Below are 26,860 nucleotides of genomic sequence, written 5' to 3'. Positions count from 1 at the left end.
GCGCGACGGCGGTGCGGTCGCCCAGCGCGCTGTGGCGTTAACCTGACTGGGTGTCCGCGTCCGAGAACGTCACCGTCATCGGTCTGTTGGGGCCGGTTGCGGTGGGTCGTGCCGAGCCGGAAGGCCTGGTCGCCGTGCCAGGGGTACGCGCCCGCAGGCTCCTTGCCTCGCTGGCGCTCGCGGACGGGCGAACCCGGTCGGCCGAGCGGCTGATCGTCGATGTGTGGGGCGATGATCCGCCGCGGTCGCCGATGCCTGCCCTGCACACCCAGATCTCGCGCCTGCGTCCACTGCTCGGCCCCGGCCGCCTCGAAGGTGTCGGCAACGGATACCGACTCGTCGGGTGCCGCACCGATCTGGAGGTGGTCGCCGATCTCATCGACGACGGGCGGCCGGCAGCGCTGGCCGCCGCGTCAGGATGGTGGCGGGGCGTACCCGGCGACGATCTCGACGACGACGGTCCCTTCGGCCTCGCCGCCGATGTGAAGACGCGCGCGGATCACCAGCGCGACGCCCTCGACCAGCGTCACGTCGGCGTCGCGCTCGCCGCGGGAGACTTCGTGACCGCGCGCGAAATCGCTGACAGGCGTTGTCGCGCCGACCCGTTGGACGAGTCGGCGCACGTCGACCTGATGCGCGCGCTGGCGGGGGAGGGGCGGACCGCTGACGCGCTGGCGGTGTTCGCGCGCCTGCGCCGGTCCCTGTCCGAACAGCTGGGTGCGGATCCTGGCCCGCGGGCCACTGCCGTGAACGCCGAACTCCTTGCCGCGGAGAGCAGTTCGGCGACGTCAGGGGTGGCGTCGGACGCGCAGGCATCGCCGCGGCCGGGCAGACGCGCCCGGACGGTCGGACTCCTGGTGGAGTCCTCGGATCTCATCGGCCGCGACGACGACATCGCGGCCATCGTCGCCTCGTTCGACGAGCATCGGCTGGTGACGGTCCAGGGCCCGGGCGGGGTCGGCAAGACTCGAGTCGCCAACCGGGTCGGCGATGCGCTGGCGGAGCAGGGACGGCCGGTGTTCTCTGTACCGCTGGCACCGGTCCGCGACGACGACGATGTCGTGGCCTCCATCGCGGCGTCTCTGGGGGTCGGTGAGACAGACATCGGCAGCGGCGCGCGACCACGCGTCGCGATCGGCGATCTAGCGGATCGGCTCGTCGATGCGGTGCGTGGACAGCGCGCCGTCATCATCCTCGACAATTGTGAGCAGGTCATCGAGCGCTGTGCGCGCGTGGCCGCGGACCTGTTGGCGGCCGAGCCCGCCCTGTCGATCCTCGCCACCAGTCGCTCGCCGCTGATGCTCGCCGCCGAGCGAATCTATCTGCTGCCGGTCCTCGATGTGGGCATGGATGGTTCGGCGGTCGAGCTCTTCGAGCGGCGCGCACGGGCGATCCGGCCCGACGCTCACCTGCCCCGGGCCGAGATCGCCGAACTCTGCCGCCACCTCGACGGCCTTCCGCTGGCCATCGAACTCGCCGCGGCCAGGATTCGCGCCATGACGGTGGCCGAGATCTCGCGACGGCTCGAGGAGCGTTTTGCGCTTCTGCGGGGCACGGACCGAACCGCCCCTGATCGGCATCGCACGCTCTATGCGGTCATCGAATGGAGCTGGGATCTCCTCGACTCCGACGCGCGATCGGCGATGCGCCGCCTGTGCCGCTTCCCGGCAGGCTTCACCATCGACGCCGCATCGGTGGTCATCGGGCAGCGCGGATTCCTGCTCACCGACACTCTCGAGGCGCTGGTGAACCAGTCGCTGCTCACCGTGTCCGAGGCCGACGGCCGCATGCGATACCGGATGCTGGAGATGGTCCGAGAGTTCGGCGAGCAGATGTTGGCCGGTGGTGATGATCTGACCGAGTCGGTGGACGTCGACCGTGCGATGGCCCGGTGGGCCCGAGGTTTTGCCGAGGACGCCGAAGCGAGGTACGACGTCGCGGTGGATGAACGGTTGTTCAGCTGGATCGCCGCGGACGTCGACAATCTGGTCTGGGTGTTGCGGCGCTGCGTCGCCATGGCCGACGACACGGGTGATCCCGACGCCGTCGACACCATCGTCTCGGTATTTCCTGTGCTGAGTGCCTTCTGGATGGTCCGTGGATTGCACGGCGAGGTGATGTCCTGGGGCACAAGGATTCTCGCGGTACTACCCAAGCCGGCGCCGGATCTTTCTGATGCGATGCGCCGCCGCTGGCAGTTGACCGCGCTGGCGTCGATGGGGCATCTGGCGATGCGACAGGATCTTCGTGGAGTGGCCGCCGGGCGCCACCACATCCGCATCATGCATCGACCGGACCGGGTCTTCGACGAACCGACGGAACTGCTGTCGGCCTGTGTGCTGTGCCGGACCCCGCAGGCGGCGATGCGGTTCGTCTCGCGAGCGACACGTGCCGCCGACGAACAGGTGCGTACAGCCGCCCTGTCGATCCGGATGAACACCAGGGAGAACTTCGGCGACCTCGACCGTGCGCTGGCGGACGGTCTCCTGTTGCGCGAGATAGCCCGCAGGCACGACAACGCCTGGATGTCGGGGATGGCGCAGGTGACCATCGGTAGTCTGCACGGGCAACAGGCGCGGTGGGATCGTGCGGTCGACTACTACCGCAGCGGCATCGTCGATCTCGACCGTCTGGGGTCGCGAGATGACGAGCTGCAGACACGCTGCTACCTGGTGGCCACCCTCGTCGCACTCGGCCGCCTCGACGAAGCAGAGCGCGAGCTGGCGATGGCTGCCGAGGGCTGGACCCCCGACGACCCCAACCCGCAGGGCAATCCCGAGGTCATCGGCGCGATGATGCTCGGCTGGGCCGAACTGGAATATGCGCGCGGTCATGTGCAGGCCGCCGGCGAGATCTACTGGCGCGCGGCCGACGTCGTGAAGACAAACCATCCGCTGGGTGCGCAGGACCCGGGCATGGTGATGCTCATCAGCGCTGCGGTGGTCGGCATCGTCCGAGCGGGCGACCCCGCACGAGCCGAGGAGTTCCTCACGTTGCTCGCCGACGGTATCAACCAGACGTTCGGATTGACCGGGTGGCAGGATCAGCCGCAGGCCGGGGCGATGGCGATGGCGGCCGGCTACCTGATATGCGAGACCGACCGAGGCGACGAGAGGGGCCCCTGGCTTCTCGCGCTGGCCCGCCGGTTGGGTGCCCGTCAGGACTATCCGTCGCTGCATCATGTCTATGTCGAGATGGCCGACATCTCGGGACTGTCGACCGCGCAATGGGATTCGCTGGTCGAGGAAGCCACGAAACGGTCGCGGCGCCAGGCGGTGGACGAGGTCCGGACCCGCCTGGCGCCGCGCGCCAGTATTCAGGGTTGAGCGTCAGATCAGGTGTTGCGCATGTACGCCCGCACCGCCAGTGGTGCGAAGACCACGGTGATGACCGCGGCGCCGAGCAGTGCGTAGAGCACATGCACGCCGACGTGGCCGTTGGCGGTCAGTTCGCGGACCGCGGTGACCAGGTTGCTCACCGGATTGAGCTTCACGAAGCCCTGCAGCCAACCCGGCATCGTGTCGACCGGGACGAACGCGTTGGACATGAAGGTCAGCGGGAACATGATCAGCATCGAGATACCCTGCACTGCAGAGGCTTTGCTCATCAGGCAGCCCATCAATGCGAAGATCCACGACACCGCGAAACTGCAGATCATGACCAGCAGCGCAGATGCGACCACGCCCCAGAAGTCGGGCCGCCAACCCATGATGACACCCATGACGATGGTGAGGACACTGGCGATCAGGTAGCGGATCACGTCGGCGAGGAGCGCGCCCGCGAGCGGGCTGATACGCGCGATCGGAAGTGATCGGAATCGGTCGAAGACGCCCTTGTCCATGTCTTCACGCAGCTGTGTGCCGGTGACGATCGAGGTCATCACGACGGTCTGCACGAGGATTCCGGGGATGATGACCGGTAGATAGTCATGGACGTTGCCGCTGATCGCGCCACCGAAGATGTAGGTGAACATCAGCGTGAAGATGATCGGCTGGATCGTGACGTCGAACAGCTGCTCCGGGTTGTGCCGGATCTTCAGCACGCCCCGGTAGGCCATGGAGAACGACTGCCGGATGGTCTCGACCAGGGTGATCGAGCGTTTGGCCGCCGGCCGTGCCTCTTTGGTGGTGATCGCGGCCGACGTCGGGTCGCGATCGATGGTCGTGGTGGTCATCAGGCCACCTCCTCTGTGATGGTGTCGGTGACGTTCTGGTCGTCGGCGGGCCGGCCGGTGATGGTGAGGAACACCTCGTCGAGGCTCGGCTTTTGGACGTTGATCTCGTCGATCGCGATCTCGTTCTCGCGCAGCGCGATCAGGACATCGGGAACCAGGTCGGGCTTCTGGAGGCCGACGGAGACACGCGCGGCCTCCGGGCTCAGGGTCGCGGTCTCGCCGAGGATGGCCTCGACGATCCGCGACACCTCCTGCGCGTCGGCACGGTCCACCGGGACGAGCTGCAGGGTGCTGGCACCGACCGACTGCTTGAGTTCGTCGGCGGTGCCGTCCGCGACCACCATCCCGTGGTCGATGACGGCGATACGATCCGCGAGTTGATCGGCCTCATCGAGATACTGGGTGGTGAGCAATACCGTCGAACCCTGCCGGACGAGATTGCGGATGGTTTCCCACATCTGAGCCCGTGTGCGGGGATCGAGCCCGGTGGTGGGTTCGTCGAGGAACAGCAGTGGCGGGGTGTCGATGAGGCTTGCCGCGAGATCGAGACGGCGTCGCATGCCGCCGGAGAAGTTCTTCAGCGGTCGGTCGGCGGCCTCGGTCAGCGAGAACTCCTCGAGCAGTTCGTCGGCGCGCGAGCGTGCTGCGGGGCGCGACAGCCCGAGCAGCCGGCCGAACAGGACCAGGTTCTGTGTCGCGGTGAGGTCCTCGTCGACCGAGGCGTACTGCCCCGTCACACCGACGAGGGAACGAACAGCCACGGCGTCGTCGACGACGTCGTAGCCGAAGACGGTCGCACGGCCCGCGTCAGGGCGCAGCAGCGTCGCGAGCATGCTGACGGTGGTGGTCTTCCCGGCCCCGTTCGGGCCGAGCACGCCGTACACCGAACCGGTCGGGACGGCCAGATCCACGCCGTTGACGGCGCGGGTCGATCCGAAATGTTTGACCAGCCCGTGCGCATCGATCGCCAGGCCGGCAGAGGTGGTGGTTGTCATGCCGAAGAGACTGCCCGGTGCCACTGTCGTGGGTCTTACACCCGCTTGCACGGTGGTTACAGCGGTTGGACAGGCGCTGACATGGGTTGTCGTGACAGTTCGGCCCGGCGGGCGATGTAGGCGAGGCCGAACAGCAACATGGGGATCAGGAGGTATCCGAACCGCCCGACCGGGGCGAGCAGGAAGAAGCACGAGAAGCCCGCCCCGATGAAGGTGGCCGCGGCGGCAAAGGTTGTCGGAGGCCACCGGACAAGGCAGGTCGACAACACCACGGCACACACCGCCAGCAACGCCATGGCGGCGACACGGCCGTCCGGGCCGAGCGACGCGAGGAGTACGCCGGGCATCGGACTCCGCGCGGGGGTGGGAGTGCTGCCGTGGCCGGTCGGGAACTCGACGACCTGGGCGATCGTGTCCGAGAGGGACAGGACGGCCGGGATGACGAAGACTGCCGATGCGGCCACGAAGAACGCGACGAACCGGGCCGCGACGGCACGTCCGTAGCGGGCAACCAACAGCGCCAGGATGATCGGCAGGCTCAGCAATGCCACCCACTTGATCGCGCAGGCCGCGGCGATGACCACTGCGCCGAGAGCGGGTCGTCGGGTGGCGGCGAGTGCGAGGCCCAGGAGGAGGAAACCGGCGAGCGGGAGGTCGACTCCGCTGGCACACATCTCCAGCGCGATCGTCGGAGATGCGATCAGTAGTACAGCGGCGTTGGTCGCCCATCCGGACCGGGCGCGGAGCAGACGGATCGAGCCCCACACACCGCCGATCGCGATCGCCGCGCACCAGAGTCGCGGGTCCCCGATGACATTCCACGCGCTCTGCGGATCGATTCCGGTGCGCGCGACGAGTGCCGCCGGGATGCCGAACAGCGCCATCACCGGCAGATAGGGATTGATGTCGGCAAGGTCGGTGGCGTGATGCACGTAGGGGATTCCGCTGGTGATCAGCAGATTGCCGGACCGGGAGATGACCCCGACCTCGTCCTGGGTCTGGTGATGGCCGTTCAGCAGCATGACGAAGGGCACGATGAGAGCGCCGGTGACCGCGGCGATGCGCGCGAGGCGGCCGCGCCGAGTGCCCGCGGGCAGGGGAGTGATCGAGATGAGTGCTGCGATGCCATAGCCGATGGCGGCCGAATGTGCCCAGGTGATGTGGGCGTCGAGGTCCGAATACCGGAACAGGACCAGGGACCCGACGCCGAACACCAGATACGCGACGGCCTCGAGGTGGTGTCGCCGCACCTGTGGGTGCTTTCCCAAACCCACGATGACCATTCGATTGCCCCCGGTCTACTGTGGAGTAGCAGTTAGTTGAACATATCAACCACGTCGTTCCGAATGTCACGCTGGGGGACGTATGGCAATTGCGTGGCGGGATCTGCCGCGTCATGAGATTCAGGGCCGAGGCACTCGGTTGTCGGCGAGCGCGCGCGGATGGTCGGCCCGCGTGTTCGAATACCTGGGGCAGCCGCGATGGTGGGTGGAGATCCTGCTCATCTGGGCGATCTACTCGGCGTATTCGCGGGTTCGCAACATCGGTGGCAAGGACGTCGATCGGGCGTTCGGGAATGGGCGATCGATCGCGGAGATCGAGCGACATCTGCACATCGCCTTCGAACCGGTGCTCAACCGCTGGGTGCACGTCAACGGTTGGGTGGCCGATCTCAGCGCATTGCACTATCACACGCTGCACTGGTGGGTGACGATCGGCGTGTTCGTGTGGCTGTTCTGGCGGCGACGCGAGCGCTACCGGCGGGCGTCACTCGTGCTGGCGGTGACGACCCTCATCGCGCTGGCCGGGTTCTTCCTGATTCCGACTGCGCCACCGCGGATGTATCCGGGGTACGTCGACATCATGGCCCAGACCGCGTCGTGGGGCTGGTGGGAGGGGTCGGGTTCTCCGGGCCCGGAGTCGGTCACGAATCAGTTCGCCGCGATGCCGTCGCTGCACTGCGGCTGGGCGATCTGGTGCGGGGTGATGATCGCGATGTATGCGCGGCGGACGTGGGTACGGGTGCTCGGGGTGCTGTATCCGATCAGCACCGGCTTCGTCGTGATCGGGACGGCCAATCACTATGCGCTGGACGTGATCGCGATCGCCGTGGTGATCGCGGTGGCGATGGCGATCGTGTACGTGCCGTGGCGTCAGGCCGCGGAGGCGGTCGCGCGCAAGTTGGCGGTGTCGGGGAGATCCGTCGCGTAGCGGATGACCGAACTCACGCGCCCGAGACGGCGCTCGACGAGGACGATGGCCTCGGCGAGTTGATCTGGATCGTCGACGTCGGCGACGAGCGCCGCGGTGTGTCCGTTGTTGCCGAGCATGAACGGAACGGCCGCCGAGTAGTGGCTGCTGACGACACCCAACGGTGTGTCGCGTAGGAACAGTGCACGGGCATAGTCCAGGACCGCGGGGTCGTCATCGAGGACGATCAGTGGAACGCCGGGGGTACGTGTGTTCTTTCTCATGGTTCAAGGATGATGCCGCAGGTTGGAGACGATCTGAGGCGTCGCTGTGGGTTGGCTGTGGATGCTTTCAGGACCTGTGGATGCTCCTACGCCGATGGGACGGAGCGCACCCACGGATCAGCTTTCGACGTTCGTCGACGACGGGGGTCGAGCCGATCGAGGAAGCGGAGGTGTTCGCGGCCTGAGATGTATATGACTGCGGCGTGAGCAGAGCGTCACGACAACTATTGCCGTCACGGCGCGCACACGCCGCAGCCATATCGCTGCGCAACCCCCGCGAACCCGAAGATCCGGCTTGTACTCGGAACCGCGCGGGATTCGAGTGGTCGCTTGTTCTCGGCTGCCGTTTCTAGTATCCAGAATAGAACATGTTCTAATTTCTGTTCTGTCTGTGTCGACCCACTGGTGTTGAGGAGTCTCAATTGCACACCCCGATCTGTGACGAGCTCGGTATCGAGTTCCCCATCTTCGCGTTCACCCACTGCCGTGATGTGGTGGTCGCCGTCAGCAAGGCAGGCGGCTTCGGCGTGCTCGGGGCGGTCGGGTTCACTCCCGAGCAGCTCGAGATCGAGCTCAAGTGGATCGACGAGCACATCGGGGATCGGCCGTACGGTGTCGACATCGTCATCCCCAACAAGTACGAGGGGATGGATGCCGACATGTCCACCGAGGAGCTGACGAAGATGCTCCAGGACATGGTGCCCGCCGAGACCCTGGACTTCGGGCGCAAGCTGCTGCTCGACCACGGCGTTCCCCTCGCCGAGGATGGCGACAACTCGCTGCAGTTGCTCGGTTGGACCGAGGCGACCGCGACGCCGCAGGTCGAGATCGCTCTGCAGCACCCGAAGGTGAAGCTGATCGCCAACGCACTCGGTACACCGCCCGTCGACATGATCGAGAAGATCCACGCGTCGGGCCGCAAGGTCGCCGCGCTGTGTGGTTCACCCCAGCAGGCGCTCAAGCACGCCGACGCCGATGTGGACATCATCATCGCCCAGGGCGGCGAGGGTGGCGGTCACTGCGGAGAGGTGGGTTCGATCGTGCTCTGGCCCCAGGTCGTCGCCGCGGTCGCCCCGCGTCCGGTGCTGGCCGCCGGCGGCATCGGCAGTGGTCAGCAGATCGCCGCCGCATTGGCACTGGGTACGCAGGGTGCGTGGACCGGTTCGCAGTGGTTGATGGTCGAAGAGTCCGAGAACACGCCGGTCCAGCAGGCCGCCTATGTCAACGCCGGTAGTCGCGACACCGTGCGCAGCCGGTCGTTCACCGGCAAGCCGTGCCGCATGCTCCGCAACGACTGGACCGAGGCATGGGAAGACCCGAACAACCCGGAGCCGCTGGGAATGCCGTTGCAGTACATGGTCTCCGGTATGGCGGTGGCGGCGACCCACAAGCACCCCGACGAGAGTATCGACGTGGCGTTCAATCCGGTGGGACAAGTCGTCGGCCAGTTCCAGAAGGTGGAGAAGTCCGCCGCCGTGATCGAACGCTGGGTGCAGGAGTACATCGACGCCACCGGAAATCTGGAGAGCCTCGCCAACGCGACGTGAAAGCCGTTGCACAGCAGGGGCACCGGTGACGTCCGGTCGATGTTGTCGGGTCATCGCCGTATTCGGATCAGGAATCCGTGGCGCTAGCGATCGACGAGCGTAGTGGGGTGGTCGAGTCCGGCCGAGGCCTCGAGGATGCTTCGAACGATGTGGGGATACCAGCAGCGGCGGTAGCAATTGCGAGATCGTCGGTGAGCATACGGAATTCATCGTGCAGGTCGGCGACTGTGCGACTGCGGTGCTGTTGAACCGACTGAGGTCCGGGCCGAGCGATCCATCGCTATGTCAGCTCTTGGTGTCGAAAACAAGGTGACGGGATCACCGATTGAGACGCCGGCAGGGTCGCGGCTCTGGCTGCTGTGTTCCTGATCGAAAGTAGCTGTCGCGCAGAATTGTCAGACCCCTGCTGCAATATCTCTCCCGAGGCGGCCCCCACTTCCCGGGGATCGCACGTGAGAAGGATGATCATGACCAATCCCCAGAATCCGGAGCAGCAGTACGCGGCTCCTCAGCAGGGCGCCCCGTACAGCGGAGCACCCCAGTACGCGGCACCGCAGCAGTACCCGGGCGATCATTACGGCGCCGCTCCGCAGTACGGAGCGCCGATCCCGCCCGTTCAGTCGCCGAAGAAGAAGCGCAAGTGGCCGTGGGTCATGGGTGGAATCTTCATGCTGCTCATCATCATCGCCGCGGTGTCCGGTGGGGGTTCCGACGACGCGACGGACGACACCGCTGCGGCTGCAAACGCCACGGCGGCGAACGCCCCAGCCGATGTGCCCGCGGCGGCGAACGCCGCAGCCGATGTGCCCACGGCGACGGCGCCGCAGAATGACGATGATGCTGCGGCGATGAACAGCCCGGTCCGCGACGGCAAGTTCGAATTCGTGGTCACCGGAGTCGAGAGGGGTCTCGAGAGCGTGGGAAGCAACCCCTATCTCGCCCAGAAGGCGCAGGGACAGTTTGTGATCGTCGCAATGACGGTCAAGAACATCGGCGACAGGCCGCAGGGGTTCTCGCCCAGCAATCAGAAGCTGCTGGACTCACAGGGCCGCAGTTTTGAATCCGACACCTCCGCGCAGATCGCGCTCGACAGCGACAGCACCGATGTCGCGGTGTGGGACAACATCAACCCCGGCAACGCAGTTCAGGTCAGGATTGTCTACGACATGCCGGCCGGCGCCGCCCCGGCGACCGTCGAACTGCACGACTCGATGTTCTCGGGCGGCGAGAAGGTTTCGCTGAAGTAGCGCCGTGACGTTCCGCGGAACGCGGTGGCCCTGCGGGTCGTTGCGTTCCGCGGAACGTTCCTTTGTCCTTCGTCGATGGCCCTTCGGGTAGTTGCATTCGACCTGCGGGGGCTTGTCGTGAAAGTCACTTCTGCCGATCCGCCGACCACCATCTCTCCGAGCGATGCGCAGTCGGTGACCTGACAGATGCGTAGCTCCGAGAGCGCGTCGTCGGCTTGCTGGCCAGATCGCTGCGCTCACCTCACGATTTCTGGAAATCCTCGCCGAGTTCGACGGCGGCACAGGTGGAATCACTGTTCCGGGCGATGCGGCGCGTCGATCGGCGCTCGCAGGAAGATTCGTCCGGTCTGTTCGAGTCGTCTGGTCGCCGGCGCTGGAACGACGATGGCACACCGGCGGAGCGGGTCAGAGAACCCCGGCATCGCCACCGACGCGACGGTACCGGTCGGCGGAAATCGGCTCGATCTTCAGTACACGACCGAAGTGCTCAACCGGTGTGGGAGTGGAAGGCCCGCCAAGAACCGGAATCGAAGGCAGGCGAGATAGACCCCACCACGAGATGACGGCCGGTGTCGACACTCGACACCGGCCGTCATGTCGCCGACGCATCGGCGAATGGATCAGCTGTGGTACGGCTCGGCGCTGACGAGGGTCACCTTGACCACCGCGCCGCTCGGCACGGAGTATTCGCGGGTCTCGCCGACCTTGGCGTCGATCAGTGCCGCGCCGAGGGGCGAGCTCGGCGAGTAGGTCTCGATCGACCCACCCTTGGCGCTCTCCTCGCGGGTCGCGATCAGGAAGGTCTCGGTGTCGCTCTCGTCGCCGTCGTAATAGACCTTGACAACCGATCCCGGCAGCGCGACACCCGACTGCGTCGGTGCTTCGCCGACCTTCGCATTGTTCAGCAACTCCTGGAGCTGACGGATGCGCGCCTCCTGCTGGCCCTGCTCTTCGCGGGCCGCGTGGTAGCCGCCGTTCTCCTTGAGGTCGCCTTCTTCACGACGCTCGTTGATCTCCGCAGCAATGACCGGTCGATTGGCGATCAGTGAATCCAGTTCGCCCTTGAGGCGGTCATGCGACTCCTGGGTCAGCCACGTCACCTGTGTGTCGGTCATCGGTCACTCCTTTGTGTTGTCCGCGCCCGGGCGGTTTCTCCAACCGGACATATGGACTGCTCAAAATGCAGCAACACGACCCCTCGCGGAGCCGTGTATCAGTTGAGGATACCAGTCACTGAGAGCTAAAGCACATCAGAACCGTCTGAGCGCGCCTGTCGGAGTGCTTCTGCGTAGCTGGGCTCAACCCTCTTGAGCCACCCGACGACCAGGTACGTCACCGGCATGATCACTATCTCCACCAACGTCTTCCAGACGAATCCGACGACCGTGTAATTGATGAAATCGCCCCAGCTGGAAATCCCCAGAGCGGTCGCCGCAATCGAACAGAAAACGAGGGTGTCGGCGAACTCGCCGACCACCGTCGAGCCGATCAGGCGCGCCCACAGGTGACGTTCGCCCGCGCGTTCCTTCATCTTCACGAGCACGAACGAGTTCAGGAACTCACCGGCGAGATAGCCGGCCAGTCCGGCGAGCAGGAACTGGGGGACCACGCCCGCGACCGTCCGGAATGCTTCCTGGCCTTCGTAGAAGTCCGCGGCCGGCAGCTCGATGGTCAGCCAAAAGCAGATCGAGGCGATCAACAACACGGCGAAACCGGCGAGGATCGCCCGACGCATCGCGCGGAACCCGTAGACCTCGCTGATCACGTCGCCGAGTACGTACGCCAGAGGAAACAGGTAGAACGCGCCGTCGGTGACCAGGCCGTTCATCTGGATGGGTCCGAGCGAGACGTTCAGCCAGTCGTCGAACAGGACGACACCCTTGGTGCCCGTGATGTTGCTGACGAGCATCACGCCGACGAACAGCGCCATCAGGTACGCGTAGTACGGGGTCGCCACGGTCGCGAAGACCGCGCGCTCGCGCGTCGACGTGGTCACGGTTCAGAGGGGGCGGTCAGATACGCGGGCACATCGGTGGTGCAACCGAAGACCTCGCCGATAACGGGAGGCTTGGACGTGCTCACCTCGGTGTGCACCCCCACCTGGGTCTGCGTGCCCGGCGGGATGAGGATCTCCCGCCGACCCGTCTCGTCGCCGTCTGCCGAGCGTCCGCGCACCACGCAGGCGGCCGGCTGCCCCGGATCGCGCCGTGTGATGGTGATCTGCACCGCAACCGTGGAGGGATTCAGGATCTGATATCCGGACGCCTCGCCGGAGACCTCCGGGTTGGCGAATTTCGAATAGCCCAGAGCGGCGAGCGCGAGACCCACGACCACCACCAGCGCAGACAGCGCGATGAACCACCGGCGCCTACTGGTCGGCGACTGCTGCGTCGGGTAGGTCGCCCGAGGGCCACTGCGCGGCGTGTTCTCCCCGGCGCCGGTGCCCCCGTCTGAACTGTTCACGCGTCAATACCTACCATGGGAGCAGTACCTATCCGAAGGTGAGGAAGCGTGACCGAATCTCACACAGGTGGACCGCATGCAGGTCTCCGTCTGATGGCGGTGCATGCTCACCCGGATGACGAGTCCAGCAAGGGCGCCGCGACGACCGCGAAGTATGCGGCCGAGGGCCACGACGTGCTCGTGGTCACGCTCACCGGTGGTGAGCGTGGCGACATCCTGAACCCGGCCATGGACCGCCCGGGCGTGAAAGAGCGGATGAGTGAGGTCCGCAAAGAGGAGATGGCGAACGCGGCCGCGGCGCTCGGGGTCGAGCAGATGTGGCTCGGTTTCGTCGACTCCGGTCTTCCCGAGGGCGATCCGCTGCCTCCCGTGCCCGAGGGGTCATTCGCCGCCATCCCCATCGAGGAGGCCATCGAAGCGCTCGTCCGCGTGGTCCGGGAGTTCCGGCCGCACGTGATGGTCACTTACGACGAGCGGGGCGGTTATCCGCATCCGGATCACATCCGGGATCACGAGGTGTCGCTCGCCGCGTTCGAGCGAGCCGGCGACCCGGAGGCGTACCCCGGAACCGGCGAACCGTGGACCGTGTCGAAGATCTATTACACGCATGGGTTCATCCGGGATCGAATGGTTCTGTTCTCCGACGAGTTCGAACGGCACGGTCAGGAGAGTCCGTTCACGGAATGGCTCAGCAAGTGGGAGCCCGGTCGTGGAGACCTGATGGGTCGGGTGACGACCCAGGTCGAATGCGGCAAGTACTTCCCACAGCGTGACGACGCGCTGCGGGCACATGCGACCCAGATCGATCCGAACGGGGTCTTCTTCGCGGTGCCGCTCGAGTGGCAGCAGCGGCTGTGGCCGACCGAGGAGTTCGAGCTCGCGCAGACACGAGTCAAGACCTCGATCCCGGAAACCGATCTGTTCGCGGGAATCGAGGAGCCATGAGCCCGCTGAACCCGATGCACGTGGCCAGCTACCAGATCCTGGCGGCTCAGCAGCCCGAGGGGCCCGAGTTCGGCAAGGCCTCGCCCCTCGGCCTGCTCATCATCGTCGTCCTGCTCGTGGCCACGGCGCTCCTGATCAGGTCGATGAACTCGCAGTTGAAGAAGCTGCCGAAGACCTTTGACGCCGACCATCCGGAACCGGATCAGGCATTCGACGACGGCACCGATTCGGTTGTCGACGGTGAGGGAAGTCCGGCCACCGCCGATGCCGACACCACAGACCCCGACACCACAGACCCCGACACCAGAGACAGGGTGCAGCCCGATGAACGGAAGTCAGCCGGGACCTGAATCGACCGAGGTGGGTCGTGACGGGGACCTGCAGCGCAATGCCCTGGGACGATCCACGAGCCCGTATCTCCGCCAACACGCCGACAACCCGGTGCACTGGCAGGAGTGGGGGAGCGAGGCCTTGGCCGAGGCCGCCCGCCGCGACGTGCCGATCCTGCTCTCCGTCGGCTACGCCGCCTGTCACTGGTGCCATGTCATGGCACACGAATCATTCGAAGACGCCGCCACCGCTGCGGTGATGAACCGTGATTTCGTGTGCATCAAGGTCGATCGGGAAGAACGTCCCGACATCGACACGATCTACATGAACGCGACCGTGGCGATGACCGGGCAGGGCGGGTGGCCGATGACGTGCTTCCTCACCCCCTCCGGCGACCCGTTCTATTGCGGTACCTATTTCCCGTCGTCCCCCCGTGGCGGGATGCCGTCCTTCGTCCAGATCATGGGTGCAGTCGTCGAGGCGTGGACACAGCGACGCGACGAGATCGATGCCATGGGCAGTCGGGTCCGTGATCATCTGCGGGCCAACGCCGAGGCCCTGCCGCTCGCCGACGTCGGTGTCGATGATCGATTGCTCGCCCACGCGGTCACCACGATCCTCGACGACGAGGACGTCGAGTCCGGCGGATTCGGAGGGGCCCCGAAATTCCCGCCGTCAGCGTTGCTGGAGGGGCTGATCCGCGCGACCGAGCGGACCGCCGATCCGCGGCCGATGGACGCGGCGATCCGGACCACGTCCGCGATGGCACGAGGCGGCATCTACGACCAACTGGCCGGCGGGTTCGCTCGCTACTCGGTCGACAACGACTGGGTGGTACCGCATTTCGAGAAGATGCTCTACGACAACGCGCAATTGTTGCGTGCCTACGCGCATCTGGCACGTCGTACAGGTGACCCGCTTGCGATGCGGGTTGTCGAGGAGACCATCGAGTTCCTCGAGCGGGACCTGCGTGTGACGGACGGGTTCGCATCGTCGCTCGACGCCGATGCCGACGGCGTGGAGGGTTCGACGTATGTGTGGTCGCCCGCTGAGTTGGTCGAAGCCCTCGGCGAGAGCGATGGACGTTGGGCGGCAGAGGTTCTCGAGGTGACCTCGGACGGCACCTTCGAACACGGTCGGTCGACGCTGCAACTGCCGCACGACCCCGACGACCCGGTCCGGTTCGCGGAGATCCGGCGGCGACTTCTGGCGGTTCGCAGCGGGCGGGTGCAGCCCGCGCGCGACGACAAGGTGGTCACCGGTTGGAACGCCATGGCCGTCACGGCTTTGGTCGAGGCGGGCGCCGGTCTCGGGCGTCCGGACTGGATCGATCTTGGTGCCTGGTGCGCTCGCGCGATGCTCGATCGTCATGTCGTCGGCGGGCAGTTGCGGCGTTCGTCGCTGGGTGGCGTCGTCGGCCAGCCTGCGGCGGCGCTCGACGATCACGCCGCCCTCGTCACCTCTCTGCTGACCCTTCATCAGGTTACCGGCGAAACGCATTGGCGCGAAGACGGACTGGCTGTTCTCGATGCGACCATCGAGCAGTTCGCAGATCCGGATGCGCCAGGGACCTGGTTCGACGCCGTCGGCGACGGACTGATCACGCGACCCCGTGATCCGGTCGACGGGGCCACCCCGGCCGGCGCGTCACTGATGGCCGAGGCGCTGCTGGCGGCGTCGGCCCTGGCGGATTTCGGGCCGGCCACGCGCTATGCGGAATTGCTCGATCAGACGTTGGCGCGCGCGGTGGTTCTGCTGGCGAAGGTGCCTCGGTCGGCGGGCCACTGGCTGGCGGTGGCGCAGGCCCGTGTCTCCGGACCGCTGCAGATCGCGATCGCTCAAGGCCCGGACAGCATGGGCGATCTCGCCGCGCACGCTCGTCTGGTTGCGCCCGGCGGAACGATCGTCGTTGCCGGGGAACGAGATTCGATGCCCCTGTTGGACGGGCGGGGGACGGTGGACGGAGCCGATGCCGCCTATGTCTGCCGTGGCACGGTCTGCGGGCTACCGGTGACGGAGGGCCGAGCGCTCGAGGGAGCTTTGGCGACAGGCTGATCCCGGACAGCCATCTCCCTGAGGACAGGTGGATGGCCTGCCCGATCGGCGACAAGCTGCGCCCGGTCGGCGGGAACTGTCGCGTCTTTCGGGTAGAACGGCGGTATGCGCATTTCCACCCTGACCGGGACCACGTTGGCTTCGGCCGCTGCCGCAGTCGTCGGCAGCGTGGTCACCAAGCCTGCCGTCGAATCGTGGTATCCGACCTTGCGTAAGCCGCGCTTTGTGCCGCCGAACTGGGTCTTCCCCGTCGCCTGGACAGCGTTGTACGCCGACCTCGCGGTCACCTCAGCCGCCACGATCGATGGGTTGAGAGATGTCGGAGACGACGCAGCGCGTCGCGCGTACATCGGCGCGCTCGGAGCGAATCTCGCGCTCAACGCGGGGTGGACCTGGGTGTATTTCGGGCAGCACCGATTGGGCGGTGCATCGATTCTTGCCGCGGTACTCACCGCGAGCAGCGCCGACCTGGCTCTCCGCAGCGCGCGCGTCGACCGGCGTGCGGGCGTGGCGCTCGCGTCGTATCCCGCCTGGTGCGCGTTCGCGACCGCGCTGTCGACGAGCACCTGGTGGCTGAATCGGGACGGGTGAGCCGTTCCGACGGTCAGAGCGCCAGGTGAGTGGCGGCGGCTCCTTCCGGTCCGACCAGTGCGCACAGCCGTCGATCACTCCCCAGCTGCATGAGCAGCGCCGCACCTGCGGGCCGCAGGTCGATCGCGGCGCCCTGGCCGATCGGCCAGTCCAGAAAACGGCAGACAAACGACCGGGAGAAGTGTCCGTGGGACACGATGATCACATCGGACCGTGTCAGGCGCTCCTCGACGAGGTCGACCGCGCGGTCGACTCGGGTGGTCATGTCGTCGACGGATTCACCGTGCGGTCCGCCGTGAGTCCAGATCGTCCAGTCGGGATCGCCGTCGGCGTGGATCTCTGCGCGGGTGCGGCCTTCGTAATCCCCGTAATCCCATTCGGCGAAGCGGTCATCGACCTCGTCCACGGCGAGGCCGGCGAGTTCGGCGGTGCGCTGGGCACGCAGCCTCGGCGAGGCGAAGACGTATGGTGTCGCGAGGCCGAGGCGGTCGGCGATGCCGACAAGTGCGCGAGCGTCCTCCGCTCCCCGCGCGGTGAGGTCGATGTCGGTGCGGCCGGTGTGCCGGTCGCTCAACGACCATTCGGTCTGCCCGTGCCGGATGAGCAGTACTCGGCGGTTCGTCGGGATGCCTGCGGCGAGTCGATCGTCGGTCACCCTGCCGAGCCTACGACCTCCGCGAGCTGATCGACCGCCCAGTCGATCTCCGCCTCGGTGATCACGAGGGGCGGAGCGAGCCGAAGCGTCGAGCCGTGGGTGTCCTTCGCCAGGATTCCGCGACCGGCCAGGCGCACACAGATGTCCTTTCCGCTGCCGAGCGACGGTTCCACGTCGATCCCGGCCCACAGGCCCAGACCACGGACCGCGACCACGCCGTGCCCGATGAGATCGCGCAACCGGGTGTGTAGGCGGTCGCCGAGTTCGGCGGCACGGGCCTGCCATGTGCCCTCGGCCAGCATGTCGACCACGGTGTGCCCGACCGCGGCGGCCAGTGGATTACCGCCGAACGTGGATCCGTGTTCGCCGGGGTGCAACACCCCGAGGACCTCCCGGTCGGCCACCACGGCCGAGACGGGCAGGATGCCCCCGCCCAGCGCCTTGCCCAGGGTGTAGATGTCGGGCTCCACGTCCCAGTGCTGCACGGCGAGGGTCGTTCCCGTCCGGCCGAGCCCGGACTGGATCTCATCGGCGATCATCAGGACGTCGTGCTCGGTGCAGAGCGAACGGACGCGACGTAGGTAGTCGTCCGGTGGCACGATGATCCCGGCTTCGCCCTGGATCGGCTCGAGGAGAACGGCGACCGTGTTCTCGTCGACAGCGGATGCGATGGCTGTCGCGTCCCCATACGGCACGCGCACGAATCCGGGAGTGTACGGGCCGAAGCCGTCTCGTGCGACGGGGTCGTCGCTGAAACTCACGATGGTGACGGTGCGGCCATGAAAGTTGCCGTCGGCGACCACGATCTTCGCCTGACCCGCAGGCACACCCTTGACGTCGTAACCCCATTTGCGGGCCACCTTGATCGCCGATTCGACTGCCTCGGCGCCGGTGTTCATCGGCAGCACCATGTCTTTGTCACACAGCGCTGAGAGCGCGGCGCAGAACGGTTCGAGTCGGTCGGATCGAAAAGCGCGGCTGGTCAACGTGATCCGGTCGAGTTGGGCGGTCGCCGCGGCGACGATCCGGGGATTGCGGTGGCCGAAGTTGACGGCCGAGTACGCGCCGAGGCAGTCGAGAAAACGTCGCCCGTCGACGTCGGTGATCCAGCAGCCCTCGGCAGTCGCGGCGGTGACCGGTAGTGGCGAATAGTTTTGTGCGACATGAGGTTCAGCCGGAGGTGAGGCGGCGGGAACGGTCGCAGGAGACGACATGACGACCTCCTTGTCGGTGCCCCTCAATTCTAGGGTGCAGCACTTGATGCCACCGCCGCCTTTGAGGAGTTCGGAGAGATCGATCTCGACGGGTTGGTACCCGGCGGTGCGGAGTGACCGGGCGAGGCGCGGGGCCGCATCGGTCATCACGACGTGCCGACCGTCGGAGACGAGATTCAGGCCCAGGACTGCGGCGTCGGAATCTGTGGCGACGATGGCTTCGGGGTACAGCTCGGCGAGCAGCGTTTGCGACGCAGGGGAGAACGCAGGTGGGTAGTACGCGATGTTCTCGTCGTCGAGCACACCGAGCGCGGTGTCGAGGTGATAGAAGCGCGGATCGATCAGTTCGAGGGTCACCACAGGCATTCCGGTGATCGACGCGATCTCGGCGTGGGTGTCACGGTGGCTGCGAAATCCGGTACCGGCGAGGATGCGCTCTCCGACGACCAGGAAGTCACCTTCGCCTTCCTGGATGCCGACAGTCCGATGGACCGGACCGAGCCCGTTGGCCTCGAGCCAGGCCGCATAGAGGTCGCCCTCCGGGCCGCGTTCGGGAAATGCGAAGCGAGCCGCGACCGTGTGTCCGCTGATGCTGAGACCGCCGTTGGCTGCGTAGACCATGTCTGGAAGGTCAGGGTGCGGATCGACCACTCGGACGGTGTGGCCGAGGGTTTGGTAGGCCGCACGCAGACGGCGCCATTGAGCGATCGCGAGGTCGGAGTCCACCGGCGTCGAGGGGTCCATCCAGGGATTGATCGTGTAGGCGACCGTGAAGTGGACCGGCGGGGTCATGGCATAGGTCCGCAACCGCGACGTGCGCACCGGGAGGGCGAGAGCAGGGCTCGTCAGCGTCATGAATCGACGCTATCCTCGGTCCTGTGTGCAATCAATCGACGTGTGTTGCGCATGCCCGCAACAAAGCGGTCAGATGTACTCAACAGATGGAGATGCATTGCGTCAGCTCGATGATCTGGATGAGAAGGTGCTCGCCTGCTTGACCAAGGACGCCCGGGCCACGTTCGCGCAGATCGGTGACCAGGTGGGCCTATCGGCTCCGGCGGTGAAGCGGCGGGTCGACCGATTGGTCGAGGACGGCGTGATCAAGGGATTCACGGCGATCGTCGATCCGCACGCGATGCAGTGGACCACCGAGGCCTATGTCCAGGTCTCCTGCCGGGGCAACATCTCGCCCGATTCGCTGAAGGCGGCGTGGGAACCGATTCCGGAAGTCGTCAGCGCCGCGACCATCACCGGTCAGGCGGACGCCATCCTCCGGGTCCGCGCTCGCGACGTGCGCCACCTGGAACAGGCGCTGGAACGGATTCGAAGCGCAGGTCCGGTCGACCACTCGGAGTCCATCATCGTGCTGAGTCAGCTCATCGACCGGGGGCACCCGTGAGCGACGCCGGATCAACGCGATTGGACGCGGTGCGGGGTCGTGCTAGCCTGGTCGCCGTGATGACCACCGCACGCGCCTATTGGCGCTTTATCGAGGCTCCGGGTGGGGCCGCGATAAGGCGCTGATCGTCGCGCGCACCACACCCGGAGCCCGAGCAGCAACCACGAGGTTGCTGCTTTCGTCATTTCAAGGGCCTCCGGTGATCTGTGAGCAACCAGGGGCACCCGACATCGACCGGGCCAGACCCCGAAAGGCATGACGTGACCACCATTCCCGACTTGACTGCCGAATCGACCTCCGATCGCCGGGTCAAGTCCTTCCGTTCCATCCCGTCGCCCGACACGATTCGCAGTGAACTGCCGCTGACCGCCCGTCGCGCGGTGGCGGTGCGCAACGATCGCGACGAGATCGCCGACATCCTCGCCGGTAGAGACGACCGCCTGCTCGTCGTCGTGGGTCCGTGTTCGGTACACGACCCCGTGGCGGCGCTGGACTACGCACGACGGCTGGCACCGCTGGCCAAGGACTACGCCGATCGTCTGAAGATCGTGATGCGCGTCTACTTCGAGAAGCCGCGCACCACAGTCGGGTGGAAGGGCCTCATCAACGATCCCGGGATGGACGGGACCTTCGACGTGGAGCGCGGGTTGCGGACCGCTCGTTCGCTGCTGCTCGACATCATCGACCTCGGATTGCCTGTCGGGTGCGAGTTCCTGGAACCGACCAGCCCGCAATACATCGCCGACACCGTCGCCTGGGGTGCCATCGGGGCGCGCACCACGGAGTCGCAGGTCCACCGCCAGCTCGCATCGGGACTGTCGATGCCCATCGGTTTCAAGAACGGTACCGACGGAAACGTCCAGGTCGCGATCGACGGTGTGAAAGCGGCGGCGGCGCAACATGTGTTCTTCGGCGTCGACGACTTCGGCCACGGATCCGTGGTGGAGACCGCAGGTAACGACGATTGTCACGTGATCCTGCGTGGCGGCACCGCCGGACCGAACCATGACGGGGAGTCGGTCGCGGAAGCGGTCGACGCGCTCGCGAAAGCTGCTCTGCCGCAACGAGTGATGATCGATTGCTCGCACGCGAACTCCGGCAAGGACCACGTTCGGCAGGCCGAGGTCGCCAATGAACTCGCCGCGACGATCGGGTCGGTACGTCGTGCGGGCCAGAAGGTGGCGATCAGCGGCGTCATGCTCGAGAGTTTCCTCGAGCCGGGCGCACAGTCGCCGGACGCCCGTCCGCTGACCTACGGCCAGTCGGTCACCGACAAATGCATGGGCTGGGAGGCCAGCGCGGCAGTGCTGGCAACGCTGGCCCAGAGTTGACGCGCGGCGGCGGGGGCGGACATGCCGCTGTCGCCCCCGGCCGCCGCGACCGACATCTCGGGTCAGTTGTGCTTGTGCCGCAACCGTTCCGCGTGGCCGACGATGATGTCGACGAGGATGAATCCGGCAAGGCTGATACCGAGGAGCGGGATGAGCCAACCGACTGCGACGGCGATCGCCGCCACCGCCACAAGCGTCGGGACCGGTAGTCGCCGCCAGGCCCCTCGTTGCGGCGGCCGTCCGACCGAGATCGTGCGGCCGGTACGACGGGGGCGACGCTGCCACCACATCTGGTAGCCGCGGACGATCACGGCGAGCAGGCCGATCGCCAACACGAGCAGTGCCACCTGGTTGACGAGGCCGAACAACAGTCCCATGTGCAGCGAGATGCCCCATGTGCTCAGTTTCGCGGCGACCGGCCAGTCGGCGAACCAGGAGACGTCGACGACCTGTCCGGTCGCTCCGTCGACGGAGACCGTGTTCGGTGAGAACTGCCATGGCTGTCGTGTCTCGGCGACCGTGAACGCGGTTGTCTCGTCGGTCGGTAAAGTGACCTCGACGTGATCGGTCACCCCGACGCGACGCGCATCGGACAGAACCGAGTCCACTTGCGCCACAGTGTCATCGGTCGCGTTGCTCCCGACGGGATCGTGCCCGCCCGCGTGGCCCTCGTGCCCGCTGTGTGCGGAGGGCGACATGTCGGATCGGTCGAGGGACGTGGAGACACTCGGAGTGGTCCAGCTCAGCGCCGAACGCAACTCGCCGATGTTCTCGCCGGCGAATCGTGACCAGGTCAGGCCGGTCGCCGAGAGGAACAGCACGCCGACGACGATCCAGACGCCCACGGCACCATGCCAGTTCAGCGTGCGGGCCCGCCCGGTCGTGGAACGGTCGACGGTGATCAGCCGGGCCTTGCGGTCGCGCCTCGTGCGGCGGTGGCGGGCGACCCACAGTGTGAGACCCGCCAATGCGATCACCCACAGCCATGACGCAGCGAGCTCGCTGTACACACGGCCCGGTTCGCCCAGATGCAGGTGACGATGCAGCTGGCTGAACCAGGTTCGCAGTGGGAGCGCCGCGGAGCTGCCGTAGCTCACCAGCTCCCCGACCGGCCGCGTGGTGACGGGATCGACGAAGACCGCCAGCCGCTCGGACTCGCCCAATGACGGGTCGTCGAACAGCACGCGCGTGGTGTCGCCGGGTGCCGCCGCCGGGCGCACCGCGGAGAGGGTGAGATCCGGTCGCTCGGCCATGGCGGCGCGGATCTGATCGGCGACGGGGCGAGTCGGACCCGTGCTGTCGGTGTGTAGTTGCCCGCGATAGACGACTTTCTCGAGACTCGGTGCCAGCGCGTACAACCCGCCGCTGACGACCGCGACGATCAGAAATGGTGCCACCAGAATGCCTGCGTAGAAGTGCAATCGCCGCACCAGCGGTTCCCAGGCGGTGCGGCGACTGCCCGGCCGGTCGCGAGGAGGGCCGGACGGTGTCGACGAATCCGGGAGGTCTACCGGTGTCGACGAGGGGAGGGGACGTGGGGGTGGTGGTTCCTGGGTGAGGGACACAGCGGTCCGCCTTTCACAGCTGAATGCGGCGCGCGGCGTCGTCATGCCGCGCGCATACGCAAGGAGCCGACCGGCGCGTGCTTTTGTCGCGGGCAGGTCAGCGAGGATGAGGAATGGTCAGATCGCGGCTGCGGGCGGGCCGCGGGTGCCGACCGGCCGGACATGCCGGCGGCCGGGGCGCAGACGGTCGTCGTCCGCGGGCAGCACGCTCCAGGCAGTCGAGTCGTCCACCGGCGATGAGATGAGGGTGAGAACTGTCCGGATCACCACCGACAGAGTCGCGCTCAGGGCGGACTCCAGGCCGAGAGCCGATGCGGCCGCCACGACGGTCGCGGCCACGTGGAACGTCGCCATCGACGGGGTGAACAGGGTGGCGTGGTGATGCGACAGGGCGACGAGTGAGAGGTGTCCCACGACCTGTCCGGCGACGAGCATGCCGACCAGACCGGGCCGCCCGGCCTTCGACGTAGCTGTGACCGCCGCCGTCCAGCCCAGTCCGGCGCAGACCGCGACGAGGAGGGTGAGCGCCGTGGTGTCCGGCAACCCGCCGCCGGCCGCCGAGTGCGCGAGGATCGCGGTGACCCCCGACGACGCACCGACGACGCAACCTCGAACGTTCTCGAGGGTGTGGGCCTGCGGGTCCATGGCTCGCATCCTATGACGGTGTTGCAACGCCGATCGAGTCGGCTGCTAGGTTCGGTGTTGCGTCGGTCTCGCGTCCGGTTCGTCCGGATCGAGCGCAAGAGGGAATCTGGTGAGAATCCAGAGCTGCCCCGCAGCGGTGACCGGAAACGACAGCGACCAGGAGCACTGGGTCAGCGATGACCTGGGAAGCGGCCGTCACTAGGTGGCACGAACAGTGCCGTGTCCGGGAGTCCGAAGACCTGCCGACGTGACCGCAGCGGTGTGCCGCGGTCGACATCGACTCCGTGGGACATGGTCGGTGCCGCCGGTCGGTCGGCGTCGTCGTGTGCCCTCGGTATGTGACGAGGTGCGATGACCAGGCAGTGGCTGCGCGTGAGCGTGCTGAGTGCGCTCTGCGTATCGGGGCTTCTGGCCGTCTCCGTGCTCGGACTCATCTTCGGCACAGCCGACATCCCGTGGCGTGATGCCTTCGGATACCTGTGGGCCGACCTGGTCGGTGGCGTCGTCACCGCGGCCGACGCCGCCGATTACCGGATCGTGGTCGATTCGCGACTCCCTCGTGTTCTCTCCGGTGCACTGGTCGGGGCAGGCTTGAGCACTGTCGGCCTCGTGGTTCAGGCGATGGTCCGCAACGCGCTGGCCGATCCGTATGTGCTGGGCATCTCGTCGGGAGCATCGGTGGGCGCAACCGCGGTGCTGCTGTTCGGAGTCTTCGCCGGGGCCGGTGTCTACGCGCTCCCGAGCGCCGCATTCGTGGGCGCGTTGGCCGCCACTGCGATCGTCTTCGCGATCGCGAGATCGCCCGGCGGTCTCACGCCGTTGCGGCTGGTGCTCACCGGAACTGCTCTGGGGTACGGGTTTTCGGCTTTGACCACGGTGCTGGTCTTCCTCGCGCCTGCGGGCGATGCCGCTCGCAGTGTGATGTTCTGGTTACTGGGGAGTCTCGCAGCGACGAGCTGGCGCACCGCGGGGCTCATGGCGGCCGTGGTGCTGATGGGCCTCGTGGTCGTCGCCGGACTCGCCCGCCAGCTCAACGCGCTGGCAATGGGCGATGAGGTGTCGGCATCACTCGGCCTGCGCGCCTCGCGATTCCGCATGCTGCTGTTCGTCGTGGCAGCGCTCATGACCGGCGTCATGGTCTCGGTGTGCGGGGCCATCGGGTTCGTCGGACTGGTGGTGCCACACGTGGCACGGCTTCTGGTGGGCGCCGACCATCGCCGCCTGGTGGTGGTCACACCGCTCATCGGCGCCGTGTTTCTCGTCACCGCCGATCTGCTGGCCCGAACCGTCATACCGCCGCAAGAGCTCCCGCTCGGTGCGATCACGGCCGCGGTCGGTGTGCCCGTCTTTCTGCTCCTGATGCGCCGCCGCGGCACGGAGGCGGGGTGATGCGGGCGGTGGACTACGACGAGGTCGGCGTCGCAATCGGACATGCGACGATCTTGCGCGACGTGACGGTCCACGCGCCGCGGGGCAGTTTCCTGGGCATCGTCGGCCCCAACGGCAGCGGGAAGTCGACGATGCTGCGTTGCCTATACCGCGCTCTCGACCCGACCCGGGGGCGTGTGCGGGTGGGAGACCGTGACGTCACGTCGATCAGCATGCGGGACAACGCTCGTCAGGTTGCCGCCCTCACTCAACGGATCGCCCTCGACTTCGACTTCACGGCGGCGGAGGTGGTCGCGACCGGTCGTCTGCCGCATCGTTCCCTGACGAGCTCCACCGGCCATCGCGACCGGGAGCTCTGCGCGCAGGCGATGAGCGACGCCGGCGTGGCACATCTGGTCGACCGAGCATTCACCTCGCTCTCCGGTGGTGAGGCACAACGGGTTCTGATCGCCCGTGCGTTCGCGCAGGAGCCGGCAGTCCTGGTTCTCGACGAGCCGACGAACCATCTCGATGTCCGGCACCAGTACGCAGTGCTGCGTGCGGCGCGCGATCGCGAGGTCACTGTGGTCGCGGCGTTGCACGACCTGAACATCGCCGCACAGTTCTGCGACCGGCTTGTGGTGCTCGCGCACGGTCAGGTGGTTGCGACCGGAACACCACGCGAGGTCCTCACACCCGCAGCCATCCGCCGGTTCTTCGGCATCGGCGCCCATGTCTTCGATCATCCACGCCTGAACGTTCCCCAGGTCATCTTCGACGAGAAAGAAGCAGAATGACGACGAGATCGGTGATCATGGGCCTCTCGGCACTGCTGGTGTTGTCCGGCTGTGGTGCGCAGGTTGAGGGTGCGGCGCCGAGCACGGGCGGCGGAGAGGTCAGCGTGGAGAACTGCGGTGCACCGCTGACCGTACCCGGACGTCCCGACCGGGTCGTCACGAACGACACCGGCATCACCGAGATCATGTTTGCGCTCGGTCTGTCCGACCGGATGGCCGGATACACCACGTATGCAGGGAAGGAGCGGGACATCGAATCTTCTCCGTGGCGTGCCGATTTCGAGCGGACCACCTCGCTGGGGGACGGATTCACCCGCGAGGTCATCCAGTCTGCGGATCCCGACTTCGTCTTCGCAGGGTGGAATTATGGGTTCAAGGAATCGACCGGGGTCACACCGGAATGGATTCGCGGTCTGGGTGCAACGCCGTACCAGCTGACCGAGGCCTGCCGACAGCCGGGAAGCGCCGAGCGCGGCATCATGCCGCCCCTCGATGCGTTGTACGCCGACCTGACGAACATCGGCGACATCTTCGGTGTCCGCGACCGGGCGGATGCGCTGGTCACCGACTATCGCGTCACGGTGACCAAGGCCAACGCGACCGCGCCGGCTGCCAACCGGCGGTCTCGTGTGTTCCTTTTCGACAGTGCCGATCCCAACCCGTTCACGGCGGGGAGATACGCCGCGCCGGAACAGATCATCTCGGAGGCCGGCGGTACCAACATCTTCGGCGACCTCGCGGATTCGTGGGCATCGACGTCATGGGAAGCGGCCGCCCAACGTGACCCGCAGGTGATCCTGATCGTGGACTACGGCGCGGGGCCCGAGAACACTGTCGAGGCCAAGATCCGGCAACTGCGAGCCCATCCGCTGATGTCGCAGACCGACGCCGTACGCCATGGGCGGTTCCTCGCGCTGCCGTATGCGGCGTTGGTGGAAGGCCCCCGCAATCCTGCCGCGATCACGACGGTCGCCCGTTACCTCCGGTCGGTGGGATTCTGATGGCCACGACGCGGGTTCTGCTGACAGCAGAACCCGCGGTCGGGTCGCGTCTGCGCGACCTACC

General features: G+C 66.7%; 24 protein-coding genes and 1 riboswitch. Of the genes, 13 read left to right on the top strand and 11 right to left on the bottom strand.

All coding sequences use genetic code 11. The features are described from left to right. Positions 1-50: 50 nt before the first annotated feature. A complete protein-coding gene (locus tag GTV32_RS08290) occupies positions 51-3,326 on the top strand; it encodes a BTAD domain-containing putative transcriptional regulator (protein WP_161059738.1) in 3,276 nt (1,091 codons plus the stop codon). 8 nt (positions 3,327-3,334) lie between these two features. Here the strand turns inward: GTV32_RS08290 and GTV32_RS08285 are convergent, their stop codons facing one another. The 3 genes from GTV32_RS08285 to GTV32_RS08275 are packed head-to-tail and all read right to left on the bottom strand — an operon-like array spanning position 3,335 to position 6,443. Continuing rightward, positions 3,335-4,174, bottom strand: coding sequence for an ABC transporter permease (locus GTV32_RS08285; protein ID WP_161059737.1), 840 nt, complete (start codon positions 4,172-4,174; stop codon positions 3,335-3,337). Next, positions 4,174-5,169: an ATP-binding cassette domain-containing protein gene (locus GTV32_RS08280; protein ID WP_161059736.1), complete on the bottom strand. Its 996-nt coding sequence runs from the start codon at positions 5,167-5,169 to the stop codon at positions 4,174-4,176. The genes GTV32_RS08285 and GTV32_RS08280 overlap by 1 nt, the downstream gene beginning before the upstream one ends. Before the next feature lie 56 nt (positions 5,170-5,225). After that, positions 5,226-6,443, bottom strand: a complete 1,218-nt coding sequence (locus GTV32_RS08275) for a hypothetical protein (RefSeq protein ID WP_343287255.1) — start codon at positions 6,441-6,443, stop codon at positions 5,226-5,228. Between the two features lie 181 nt (positions 6,444-6,624). On the opposite strand from GTV32_RS08275, the gene GTV32_RS08270 reads away from it, so the two are divergent. Then, positions 6,625-7,380, top strand: a complete 756-nt coding sequence (locus GTV32_RS08270; RefSeq protein ID WP_343287254.1) for a phosphatase PAP2 family protein — start codon at positions 6,625-6,627, stop codon at positions 7,378-7,380. On the opposite strand, the gene GTV32_RS08265 is transcribed toward GTV32_RS08270, so the two are convergent. Further along, on the bottom strand, positions 7,323-7,643 hold the full coding sequence (locus tag GTV32_RS08265) for a hypothetical protein (RefSeq protein WP_161059733.1): 321 nt from the start codon (positions 7,641-7,643) through the stop codon (positions 7,323-7,325). The two genes, GTV32_RS08270 and GTV32_RS08265, sit on opposite strands and share 58 nt — an antisense overlap. 422 nt (positions 7,644-8,065) lie before the next feature. Here GTV32_RS08265 and GTV32_RS08260 point away from each other — a divergent pair, with 422 nt between their 5' ends. Further along, entirely contained in the window at positions 8,066-9,190 is a 1,125-nt protein-coding gene (locus GTV32_RS08260) for a nitronate monooxygenase family protein (protein WP_161059732.1), read from the top strand. A gap of 467 nt (positions 9,191-9,657) precedes the next feature. Further along, complete coding sequence (locus tag GTV32_RS08255) at positions 9,658-10,437, top strand: DUF4352 domain-containing protein (RefSeq protein WP_161059731.1); 780 nt, start codon at positions 9,658-9,660, stop codon at positions 10,435-10,437. Between the two features lie 620 nt (positions 10,438-11,057). On the opposite strand, the gene greA is transcribed toward GTV32_RS08255, so the two are convergent. From greA to GTV32_RS08240, 3 genes are all read right to left on the bottom strand, one after another. Further along, the gene (gene greA / locus GTV32_RS08250) at positions 11,058-11,552 is read right to left on the bottom strand and encodes a transcription elongation factor GreA (protein WP_161059730.1); all 495 of its coding nucleotides are present in this window, start codon (positions 11,550-11,552) and stop codon (positions 11,058-11,060) included. Between the two features lie 125 nt (positions 11,553-11,677). Next, entirely contained in the window at positions 11,678-12,433 is a 756-nt protein-coding gene (locus GTV32_RS08245; protein WP_343287253.1) for a queuosine precursor transporter, read from the bottom strand. Next, complete coding sequence (locus GTV32_RS08240) at positions 12,430-12,900, bottom strand: DUF4307 domain-containing protein (protein WP_161059729.1); 471 nt, start codon at positions 12,898-12,900, stop codon at positions 12,430-12,432. Before GTV32_RS08240 ends, GTV32_RS08245 begins: the two co-directional genes overlap by 4 nt. A gap of 48 nt (positions 12,901-12,948) precedes the next feature. Between GTV32_RS08240 and mca the strand changes: the two genes are divergently transcribed. The 4 genes from mca to GTV32_RS08220 all read left to right on the top strand — a co-directional run bounded on the left by mca (position 12,949) and on the right by GTV32_RS08220 (position 16,821). After that, a complete protein-coding gene (gene mca, locus GTV32_RS08235) occupies positions 12,949-13,845 on the top strand; it encodes a mycothiol conjugate amidase Mca (RefSeq protein ID WP_161059728.1) in 897 nt (298 codons plus the stop codon). Then, a complete protein-coding gene (locus GTV32_RS08230) occupies positions 13,842-14,195 on the top strand; it encodes a hypothetical protein (RefSeq protein WP_237421497.1) in 354 nt (117 codons plus the stop codon). The genes mca and GTV32_RS08230 overlap by 4 nt, the downstream gene beginning before the upstream one ends. Further along, entirely contained in the window at positions 14,170-16,230 is a 2,061-nt protein-coding gene (locus GTV32_RS08225) for a thioredoxin domain-containing protein (protein WP_161059727.1), read from the top strand. The genes GTV32_RS08230 and GTV32_RS08225 overlap by 26 nt, the downstream gene beginning before the upstream one ends. A 105-nt stretch (positions 16,231-16,335) precedes the next feature. After that, positions 16,336-16,821, top strand: a complete 486-nt coding sequence (locus tag GTV32_RS08220; RefSeq protein ID WP_161059726.1) for a TspO/MBR family protein — start codon at positions 16,336-16,338, stop codon at positions 16,819-16,821. 13 nt (positions 16,822-16,834) lie between these two features. Here GTV32_RS08220 and GTV32_RS08215 read toward each other — a convergent pair whose 3' ends face one another. Beyond that, positions 16,835-17,476, bottom strand: a complete 642-nt coding sequence (locus GTV32_RS08215; protein ID WP_343287252.1) for a histidine phosphatase family protein — start codon at positions 17,474-17,476, stop codon at positions 16,835-16,837. After that, positions 17,473-19,545, bottom strand: coding sequence for an ornithine--oxo-acid transaminase (gene rocD / locus GTV32_RS08210; protein ID WP_161059725.1), 2,073 nt, complete (start codon positions 19,543-19,545; stop codon positions 17,473-17,475). Before rocD ends, GTV32_RS08215 begins: the two co-directional genes overlap by 4 nt. A gap of 97 nt (positions 19,546-19,642) precedes the next feature. Here rocD and GTV32_RS08205 point away from each other — a divergent pair, with 97 nt between their 5' ends. Together GTV32_RS08205 and GTV32_RS08200 are read left to right on the top strand one after the other, a co-directional pair. Further along, entirely contained in the window at positions 19,643-20,089 is a 447-nt protein-coding gene (locus GTV32_RS08205) for an Lrp/AsnC family transcriptional regulator (protein WP_161062404.1), read from the top strand. Positions 20,090-20,349: 260 nt separating this feature from the next. Next, on the top strand, positions 20,350-21,420 hold the full coding sequence (locus GTV32_RS08200) for a 3-deoxy-7-phosphoheptulonate synthase (protein WP_161059724.1): 1,071 nt from the start codon (positions 20,350-20,352) through the stop codon (positions 21,418-21,420). 62 nt (positions 21,421-21,482) lie between these two features. Here GTV32_RS08200 and GTV32_RS08195 read toward each other — a convergent pair whose 3' ends face one another. Together GTV32_RS08195 and GTV32_RS08190 are read right to left on the bottom strand one after the other, a co-directional pair. Beyond that, complete coding sequence (locus GTV32_RS08195) at positions 21,483-22,850, bottom strand: PepSY domain-containing protein (RefSeq protein ID WP_343287441.1); 1,368 nt, start codon at positions 22,848-22,850, stop codon at positions 21,483-21,485. Positions 22,851-23,102: 252 nt separating this feature from the next. Then, positions 23,103-23,630, bottom strand: a complete 528-nt coding sequence (locus GTV32_RS08190) for a hypothetical protein (protein ID WP_161059722.1) — start codon at positions 23,628-23,630, stop codon at positions 23,103-23,105. A gap of 46 nt (positions 23,631-23,676) precedes the next feature. Continuing rightward, a riboswitch (cobalamin riboswitch) is annotated at positions 23,677-23,892 on the top strand. An 89-nt stretch (positions 23,893-23,981) separates the two neighbouring features. Here GTV32_RS08190 and GTV32_RS08185 point away from each other — a divergent pair. From GTV32_RS08185 to GTV32_RS08175, 3 genes are read left to right on the top strand one after another with little or no spacing between them, the layout of a single operon-like run. Then, positions 23,982-25,019 carry an iron ABC transporter permease gene (locus GTV32_RS08185; RefSeq protein WP_161059721.1) on the top strand — a complete coding sequence of 346 codons (1,038 nt, stop codon included), beginning with the start codon at positions 23,982-23,984 and terminating at the stop codon, positions 25,017-25,019. Then, positions 25,019-25,795, top strand: coding sequence for an ABC transporter ATP-binding protein (locus GTV32_RS08180; protein ID WP_161059720.1), 777 nt, complete (start codon positions 25,019-25,021; stop codon positions 25,793-25,795). Before GTV32_RS08185 ends, GTV32_RS08180 begins: the two co-directional genes overlap by 1 nt. Then, positions 25,792-26,796 carry an ABC transporter substrate-binding protein gene (locus GTV32_RS08175; protein ID WP_161059719.1) on the top strand — a complete coding sequence of 335 codons (1,005 nt, stop codon included), beginning with the start codon at positions 25,792-25,794 and terminating at the stop codon, positions 26,794-26,796. Before GTV32_RS08180 ends, GTV32_RS08175 begins: the two co-directional genes overlap by 4 nt. Positions 26,797-26,860 lie beyond the last annotated feature (64 nt).

The sequence above is a fragment of the Gordonia sp. SID5947 genome, assembly GCF_009862785.1.
Lineage (GTDB): Bacteria > Actinomycetota > Actinomycetes > Mycobacteriales > Mycobacteriaceae > Gordonia.
This window is presented reverse-complemented; position numbering and strand designations above follow the sequence as displayed.

Excerpts from the sequence above, each read along its gene's own strand:
- GTV32_RS08265 (WP_161059733.1), bottom strand. The coding sequence starts at position 7,643 with ATGAGAAAGAACACACGTACCCCCGGCGTTCCACTGATCGTCCTCGAT.
- GTV32_RS08225 (WP_161059727.1), top strand. The coding sequence starts at position 14,170 with ATGAACGGAAGTCAGCCGGGACCTGAATCGACCGAGGTGGGTCGTGAC.
- GTV32_RS08285 (WP_161059737.1), bottom strand. The coding sequence starts at position 4,174 with ATGACCACCACGACCATCGATCGCGACCCGACGTCGGCCGCGATCACC.
- GTV32_RS08230 (WP_237421497.1), top strand. The coding sequence starts at position 13,842 with ATGAGCCCGCTGAACCCGATGCACGTGGCCAGCTACCAGATCCTGGCG.
- rocD (WP_161059725.1), bottom strand. The coding sequence starts at position 19,545 with ATGACGCTGACGAGCCCTGCTCTCGCCCTCCCGGTGCGCACGTCGCGG.
- GTV32_RS08175 (WP_161059719.1), top strand. The coding sequence starts at position 25,792 with ATGACGACGAGATCGGTGATCATGGGCCTCTCGGCACTGCTGGTGTTG.
- GTV32_RS08255 (WP_161059731.1), top strand. The coding sequence starts at position 9,658 with ATGACCAATCCCCAGAATCCGGAGCAGCAGTACGCGGCTCCTCAGCAG.
- greA (WP_161059730.1), bottom strand. The coding sequence starts at position 11,552 with ATGACCGACACACAGGTGACGTGGCTGACCCAGGAGTCGCATGACCGC.
- GTV32_RS08185 (WP_161059721.1), top strand. The coding sequence starts at position 23,982 with ATGACCAGGCAGTGGCTGCGCGTGAGCGTGCTGAGTGCGCTCTGCGTA.
- GTV32_RS08220 (WP_161059726.1), top strand. The coding sequence starts at position 16,336 with ATGCGCATTTCCACCCTGACCGGGACCACGTTGGCTTCGGCCGCTGCC.
- GTV32_RS08190 (WP_161059722.1), bottom strand. The coding sequence starts at position 23,630 with ATGGACCCGCAGGCCCACACCCTCGAGAACGTTCGAGGTTGCGTCGTC.
- GTV32_RS08180 (WP_161059720.1), top strand. The coding sequence starts at position 25,019 with ATGCGGGCGGTGGACTACGACGAGGTCGGCGTCGCAATCGGACATGCG.
- GTV32_RS08280 (WP_161059736.1), bottom strand. The coding sequence starts at position 5,169 with ATGACAACCACCACCTCTGCCGGCCTGGCGATCGATGCGCACGGGCTG.